Source organism: Phytobacter sp. V69, assembly GCF_965644215.1.
Classification (GTDB): Bacteria; Pseudomonadota; Gammaproteobacteria; order Enterobacterales; family Enterobacteriaceae; genus Phytobacter.
Genome location: NZ_CBFFRL010000230.1, coordinates 1 through 6591 on the forward strand (window position 1 = coordinate 1; position 6591 = coordinate 6591).

Genomic DNA, 6591 nt, shown 5'->3' on the forward strand with positions numbered 1-6591 from the left:
AGTCATGATAATAGGGCCTTCTGATTAGAAGGCCCTATTATCAATGATTTTTATCCTCGTGACGACACTATCTAAGGGACACAGCCTAGGTTTTATCTCGTTTGGCGCTTATGGCCTGAGTTACTGGATGCCGACCATTGTCAAAGGCTTTGGCGTATCTGATATGAGCAATGGTTTGATCAATATGATCCCCTGGTTAATGGCGATTATCCTGCTGTGGTGGATGACGCGTAATCCAGGCCGTACGTCTGACCCGGTAAAAAACATTGCACTACCTATGTTTGTGGCAGCGGTATTCCTGGCCGGAAGCGCGGTGTTTATTGCGACACCATGGTTAAGCTTCTTCTGTATTACACTGGTTATTATGGCGATTTTTTCCATACAGCCCTGTTTCTGGACCTTAACACGCTTCCTCAGTGGTTCGGCCGCAGCGGCGGGTCTGGCGGCAATTAACTCGCTGGCGAACCTGGGGGGCTTTTTTGCGCAGAACACCGTTCCGGCGGTGCGCGACATGACGGGCAGCGTGAGCGCGCCGATGTACTATCTGGGCGGCTGTATGGCGATTGGCGGTATCGTGACCTTGTTTACGATCCGCTACCTGCATCGGCGTAGTGATGAGCAAACGAACTCGTTGCCGCATGCCGATGCACAACACAAAGGAGCATTATGACCGATTATCGTGCCCCGGCATTAAGCCGGGGTTTGCATGTACTTGAACACCTGTCTCAAACCGGTGCGCCAATGACGATGGGGGAAATCGGTCAGGCGCTCGGTCTCACCTTTAATCAACTGTTCAGAATTATGCAGTGTCTGGAAGACGAAGGGTTCCTGAAACAGGATGTGCAGCGCTATTACCATCTGACCGATAAACTGACGTTTGCCGGTCATCCTCGCTATGTTGAAAAATTGGCGCAGTCAGCACGTTGCCAACAGTTGATGAAAGATTTTTCCTGGCAGACGAATCAGCCCTGTCACCTGGCTGCACTGCTTGGCGAACAGGTAATGGTGATTGCCCACCGCCATCCCGATTTCAATCCCTCCATCAGCGCCCGGGAAGGATCACTGCTCAATACCGTTAAATCGAGTTCTTCACTGGTGTTACTGGCGTTTTCCAGCGATCAGGATAGCTGGCGCTTGATACGCCACTACACCATGGATACGACACTGCGCGGTGGCATGGTTGAGCAGCTTACGCAGATAAAATCGCAGGGCTTTGCGGAGATCCCTCACGACCGCATTGTGGGACTGACATCGGCATCCTGGCCGGTTTTTGGGCCGGATAACTGTGCCCATGCGGTGATCACCTGCCCGTGGTTTGATCAACTGCCAGGGGATTACGGTGAAGCTAAACAGGCCCTCAAAGAGATGGCACAGGGACTGAGTGAGGAATTGCAGACGTTGATGCGTGCGCGGGGCTGAGGAATTGCTTTAGGAAAAGAACCCTGGTGGGCAGGGTTCTCAAGATGATTAGCGGCGTACCGCGATGGCTTCAATCTCGATCTTCACATCTTTCGGCAGGCGAGCTACTTCTACGCAAGAACGCGCCGGGAAGGTGGCGTTGTGCTCATTAAAGAAGGCTTCGTAGGTCGCGTTAACGGTCGCGAAGTCGTTCAGATCTTTCACGAATACCGTCGTTTTCACGATATCGCCCACTTTAAGGCCGGCGGCTTCCACGATAGCTTTCACGTTTTCCAGCGACTGACGCGCCTGGGCAGAAACGTCTTCCGGTACGCTACCGGTTTTCGGATCTACCGGAATCTGACCGGAGGTGATGATCATGCTGCCGAGATCAACACCCTGTACATAAGGGCCGATTGCTGCTGGTGCATTTTCCGTCGCGATAGTTTTGCTCATGATTTCTCCTGAATTACAGCGGTAATAAGGTCGGGGCCATTATACCCGTCATACTTCAAGTTGCATGCTTGTTGGCTACGTTTGTTCACCCCAGTCACTTACTTGAGTAAGCTTCTGGGGATTCCCGCACTTGCCGCCACCATGCAACCCGAATTATTTAGGGTCGAGATACATGAGTCACAGGTGTGTCGCACCAGGCGTATACACCTGCATTAATTAACCTGCCAGTACCACCGAATGCGAAAACTCTTTTTCACAGTATTTGCATTTCAGGGCGATGTCGTGCGGGCGTTTCTTCACGGCGAAGCTGGAGGCGACCGGTTCAGCATGGCTGATACAGTTGCTGTTCGGGCAGACCAGCACGCTGTCGATGCGATCCGGCAGGTTCGGATGAGACTTGCTCACCACTTCGTAATTATCGATGCGATTTACCGTCGCCTGCGGGGCATACAGCGCCAGCTGGTTAACCTGCTCATCCGTCAGGAAGGTATTTTCGATTTTGATCAGGTCCTTGCGGCCCATTTCGCCTGACGGCAGGTTCAGACCGATGGTAATGCGCTGCTCGGTTTCCGTCAGTTTGAACAGCGTCAGCAGCTTAAAGCCAATCTGTGCCGGGATGTGGTCAATCACGGTGCCGCGATTAATCGCTTCTACCTGGAGCTTGTTGTCGTGTGTCATTGTCGTTTTCCCCTTACAGCGCCAAATCACTATTCAGAACCAGCGCCAGCAGTGCCTGGCGAGCGAAGATGCCATTTCCGGCCTGCTGGAAATACCAGGCGTGCGGCGTTTTATCCACATCGGTGGTGATCTCATCCACACGCGGCAGCGGGTGCAGCACCTTCATGTTGCTGCGCGCTCCGACCAGGTCGTTAGCACGCAGGATGAACTGCGCCTTCACGCTGGCGTACTCGGACGGATCCAGACGCTCTTTCTGCACGCGGGTCATATACAGAATATCGACCTCGGCCATCACCTCTTCGATGCTGGCGTGAAGGCTCCAGGTCAGCCCTTTCTCATCGAGCATATCCAGAATGTACTGCGGCATGGCCAGCGCGTCCGGAGCGATAAAGTAGAAGCGGTTGCCGTTGAACTTCGCCAGCGCCTGAGCCAGAGAGTGCACGGTGCGGCCATATTTCAGGTCACCGACCATCGCGATGTTGAGGTTTTCCAGACGACCCTGGGTTTCCTGAATGGTAAAGAGATCCAGCAGCGTTTGCGTCGGGTGCTGGTTGGCGCCGTCGCCTGCGTTCAGGATCGGAATGCCGCCGGAAAATTCGGTCGCCAGACGTGCCGCGCCTTCCTGCGGATGACGCATCACAATCGCGTCCACGTAGGTGCTGATAACCGAAATCGTATCCGCCAGCGTTTCACCTTTCTTACCCAGAGAGGTGTTGCTGCTGTCAGAGAAGCCTACCACGCTCGCCCCCAGGCGATGCATGGAGGTCTCAAACGACAGGCGGGTACGGGTTGAGGCTTCAAAGAAGCAGCTGGCGATCACTTTGTGCTTGAGCAGCTCCGGCTGTGGGTTCGCTTTCAGTCGGGCGGCGGTATTCAGCACCAGTTCAAGTTCTTCGCGGCTGAGATCGTTTATGGAAATGATATGTTTTTGATATAGCGGGTTAGCCATGTTTATCTCCTGACGACTGCGCAAAAAAAAGCCCCTCAATAGAGGGGCTGTGGAATGGGGTGAGCAACGGGAAGAAAAACGGCAGGCCTGCGTCCTTTTTCAGACGCCCAGGGACATTATGTCGAACACACTGGACCATGCTTCCTCCCGGCAAATTGTCCGCGATTATACTCAGCTACTTTGTGGTTTCAAGCGATTAATGCAACATTTACGTCAGGCAATCGGTTTGTTTGCATATAAATGCATAATTAATAAATAACTAATTAATTTATGGGCACGTGGATAGTTGTACTGACAGCGTGGCGGAATAAACATGCGCAAGCGCAACTCTTCGCTAAAAAGGGGTGGTGAGCATCGGCATTTTTCCATATAAAAGCTAAAAATGAAACGATGTTTTATCTTGAGGAGAGAGTTATGATTGTTGGCAACATTCACCATCTGCAGAGCTGGTTGCCGCAAGAGCTGCGCCAGGCCATTGAACACGTGAAAGCCCATGTGACGGATGCCACTGCGACCGGGAAACATGATATTGACGGTAACAACCTGTTTTATCTGGTTTCAGAAGACATGACGCAGCCGTTTGCCGAGCGTCGCGCGGAGTATCACGCCCGCTATCTGGATATCCAGATTGTGCTGAAAGGCCAGGAAGGGATGACATTCAGCACGCTGCCTGCGGGCGCGCCGGATACCGACTGGCTGGCGGATAAAGATATCGCGTTCCTGCCGGAAGGCGGCCAGGAAAAAACGGTAGTGCTGAGCGAAGGGGATTTCGTGGTGTTCTACCCGGGCGAAGTGCATAAACCGCTGTGTGCGGTAGGTGCGCCGGCGCAGGTGCGTAAGGTGGTGGTGAAGGTGCTGGTGGCGTAAATCGCAGCTGTTTCCCTCACCGTTCCCGGATGCGGCGCTTAACGCACCTTATCCGGGCTACGATCGGTTTTCTCCCTCTCCCCGTGGGAGAGGGCATCAGGCCGCAGAAAATTTACTGGCCCAGCGTCGCCACCATCACCGCTTTAATGGTGTGCATCCGGTTTTCCGCCTGATCGAACACAATGCTTGCCGCCGACTCGAACACTTCATCCGTTACTTCCATGCCGCCGTGCAGATCGAACTCTTCCGCCATTTTCTTACCCAGCGTCGTCTGGTCGTCGTGGAATGCAGGCAGGCAGTGCAGGAACTTCACGTCCGGGTTTCCGGTCAGCGCCAGCATCTGGCTGTTCACCTGATACGGACGCAGCAGGTTGATACGCTCGGCCCATTTCTCTTTCGCTTCACCCATCGACACCCATACGTCGGTGTAGATAAAGTCCGCGTCTTTCACCCCGGCGGCGATATCTTCGGTCAGCGTGATGTTGCCGCCGTTCTTCTGCGCCAGTGCTTTACATTCTGCCACCAGGCTCTCTTCCGGCCAGCAGGCTTTCGGGGCCACGAGGCGTAAATCCAGCCCGGTCAGTGCCGCCGCTTCCAGCATAGAGTTGCCCATGTTATTGCGCGCATCGCCTGCATAAACCAGCGTCATATACTTAAACGCTTTGCCCGGCAGATGCTCTTGCATGGTCAGCAGGTCAGCCAGGAGCTGCGTTGGGTGGAACTCGTTGGTCAGGCCGTTCCATACTGGCACACCGGCAAACTGCGCCAGGGTTTCGACGATCTCCTGGCCATAGCCGCGATACTGAATACCGTCGTACATTCTGCCCAGTACGCGTGCGGTGTCTTTAATTGATTCTTTATGCCCGATTTGGCTGCCGCTTGGGCCGAGATACGTGACGCGAGCGCCCTGGTCAAATGCGGCAACTTCGAAAGAGCATCGTGTGCGGGTTGAGTCTTTTTCGAAGATGAGCGCGATGTTTTTGCCGGTAAGCTTTTGTTCTTCTTTGCCGTTTTTCTTATCGGCTTTGAGTTTGGCGGCAAGTTGCAGCAGAGCGTTGATTTCAGCAGGGGTAAAATCGAGTAATTTCAAAAAATGCTTCTGGTAAAACGACGACATGGTTCCCTCACCTGGCTAAAGCCACTTATTGAATTAAAATTCAATTTATATGTATGAATATTCATTTGCAAGCCAAATGAATAAATCTTTTCTGCCAGGAGTGGAGGCATTGGCAACGGTATGTGACAATAAGTCTATCTGCCACATTATGAGGAATGAGCCATGGCGAACCCGGAACACCTGGAAGAACAGCGCGAAGAGACGCGTCTGATTATTGAAGAATTGCTGGAAGATGGCAGCGATCCTGATGCGCTGTACACCATTGAGCATCACCTGTCGGCAGATGACTTCGAGACGCTGGAAAAAGTGGCCGTCGAAGCGTTCAAACTGGGTTACGAAGTGACCGAACCAGAAGAGCTGGAGCTGGAAGAAGGCGAAGTGGTTATCTGCTGCGATATTCTGAGCGAATCCGCGCTGAAAGCCGATCTGATCGACGCACAGGTTGAACAGCTGCTGAACCTGGCCGAGAAATTCGACGTCGAATACGACGGTTGGGGCACCTACTACGAAGACCCGAACGGCGAAGATGAAGACGGTGAAGACGGCGAAGAAGGTGACTACGAGGACGAAGACGACGACGGCGTGCGTCACTAAGTCTTCTCTTTGCGGCAGCTGCGGCTGCCGCAACGCAAGGAACAGCCATGGATTACCCGCAAATACTCTCCCCGGTTTTACACTTTCTGCACTGCCCCACTCCTCAGGTCTGGATAGATAAAGCCCGCGACCCGCAAAATCTGCCGCTGTTGCTCACCGATCATATGGTCTGTGAATTAAAAGCGGCGCAGACCGCGATGCTGCTGGTGCGTAAATATGTGGCCGATAAAAGTGGGGCCGATGCGCTGCTGGAATGGCTGAAACCCTATGAAGCCTTCACCTTTCGCGAAGGGCCTGAGCCGGACTTTGTGGCGCTGCATAAGCTGATTGCCAAAGGCGCGATGCCAAAAGCGGACGACCCGTGGGGCAAGGCGCTGATCGACAGCATGGTGCTGCTTATCAAAGAAGAGCTGCACCATTTCTGGCAAGTGCGCGAAGCGATGCTCGCGCGCGATAGACCCTGTACACGATTCTGTGTAAATGCCTTTTCTCAGAAGTGACCGTCCAGGCGGTCACCGAACTCGATAATAAA

General features: G+C 53.5%; 10 protein-coding genes and 1 pseudogene. 5 read left to right on the forward strand and 6 right to left on the reverse strand.

All coding sequences use genetic code 11. The features are described 5' to 3' along the window. Positions 1-43 precede the first annotated feature (43 nt). Both ACSZPU_RS22055 and ACSZPU_RS22060 read left to right on the forward strand, forming a co-directional pair. Positions 44-670: an MFS transporter gene (locus tag ACSZPU_RS22055; protein ID WP_499003164.1), complete on the forward strand. Its 627-nt coding sequence runs from the start codon at positions 44-46 to the stop codon at positions 668-670. Continuing rightward, the gene (locus tag ACSZPU_RS22060) at positions 667-1419 is read left to right on the forward strand and encodes an IclR family transcriptional regulator (RefSeq protein WP_499003166.1); all 753 of its coding nucleotides are present in this window, start codon (positions 667-669) and stop codon (positions 1417-1419) included. The genes ACSZPU_RS22055 and ACSZPU_RS22060 overlap by 4 nt, the downstream gene beginning before the upstream one ends. A gap of 48 nt (positions 1420-1467) precedes the next feature. On the opposite strand, the gene ridA is transcribed toward ACSZPU_RS22060, so the two are convergent. The 4 genes from ridA to pyrL all read right to left on the reverse strand — a co-directional run bounded on the left by ridA (position 1468) and on the right by pyrL (position 3620). Beyond that, positions 1468-1854, reverse strand: coding sequence for a 2-iminobutanoate/2-iminopropanoate deaminase (ridA, locus tag ACSZPU_RS22065; protein ID WP_499003168.1), 387 nt, complete (start codon positions 1852-1854; stop codon positions 1468-1470). 216 nt (positions 1855-2070) lie between these two features. Beyond that, on the reverse strand, positions 2071-2532 hold the full coding sequence (pyrI, locus tag ACSZPU_RS22070; protein ID WP_499003170.1) for an aspartate carbamoyltransferase regulatory subunit: 462 nt from the start codon (positions 2530-2532) through the stop codon (positions 2071-2073). Between the two features lie 13 nt (positions 2533-2545). Continuing rightward, a complete protein-coding gene (gene pyrB / locus ACSZPU_RS22075) occupies positions 2546-3481 on the reverse strand; it encodes an aspartate carbamoyltransferase (protein WP_499003173.1) in 936 nt (311 codons plus the stop codon). Continuing rightward, positions 3474-3620, reverse strand: a complete 147-nt coding sequence (pyrL, locus tag ACSZPU_RS22080; RefSeq protein ID WP_499003175.1) for a pyr operon leader peptide — start codon at positions 3618-3620, stop codon at positions 3474-3476. Before pyrL ends, pyrB begins: the two co-directional genes overlap by 8 nt. A gap of 275 nt (positions 3621-3895) precedes the next feature. On the opposite strand from pyrL, the gene ACSZPU_RS22085 reads away from it, so the two are divergent. Next, entirely contained in the window at positions 3896-4348 is a 453-nt protein-coding gene (locus ACSZPU_RS22085) for a YhcH/YjgK/YiaL family protein (protein WP_499003178.1), read from the forward strand. A gap of 112 nt (positions 4349-4460) precedes the next feature. Here the strand turns inward: ACSZPU_RS22085 and argF are convergent, their stop codons facing one another. Then, positions 4461-5465, reverse strand: coding sequence for an ornithine carbamoyltransferase (gene argF / locus ACSZPU_RS22090; RefSeq protein ID WP_499003182.1), 1005 nt, complete (start codon positions 5463-5465; stop codon positions 4461-4463). Next, positions 5435-5575, reverse strand: a complete 141-nt coding sequence (gene argL / locus ACSZPU_RS22095) for a putative translational regulatory protein ArgL (protein WP_499003184.1) — start codon at positions 5573-5575, stop codon at positions 5435-5437. Before argL ends, argF begins: the two co-directional genes overlap by 31 nt. Positions 5576-5627: 52 nt before the next feature. On the opposite strand from argL, the gene rraB reads away from it, so the two are divergent. Both rraB and miaE read left to right on the forward strand, forming a co-directional pair. Beyond that, the gene (rraB, locus tag ACSZPU_RS22100; protein ID WP_499003186.1) at positions 5628-6059 is read left to right on the forward strand and encodes a ribonuclease E inhibitor RraB; all 432 of its coding nucleotides are present in this window, start codon (positions 5628-5630) and stop codon (positions 6057-6059) included. A gap of 47 nt (positions 6060-6106) precedes the next feature. Next, a pseudogene (gene miaE, locus ACSZPU_RS22105) lies at positions 6107-6553 on the forward strand (tRNA isopentenyl-2-thiomethyl-A-37 hydroxylase MiaE); the annotation flags it as partial. Positions 6554-6591 lie beyond the last annotated feature (38 nt).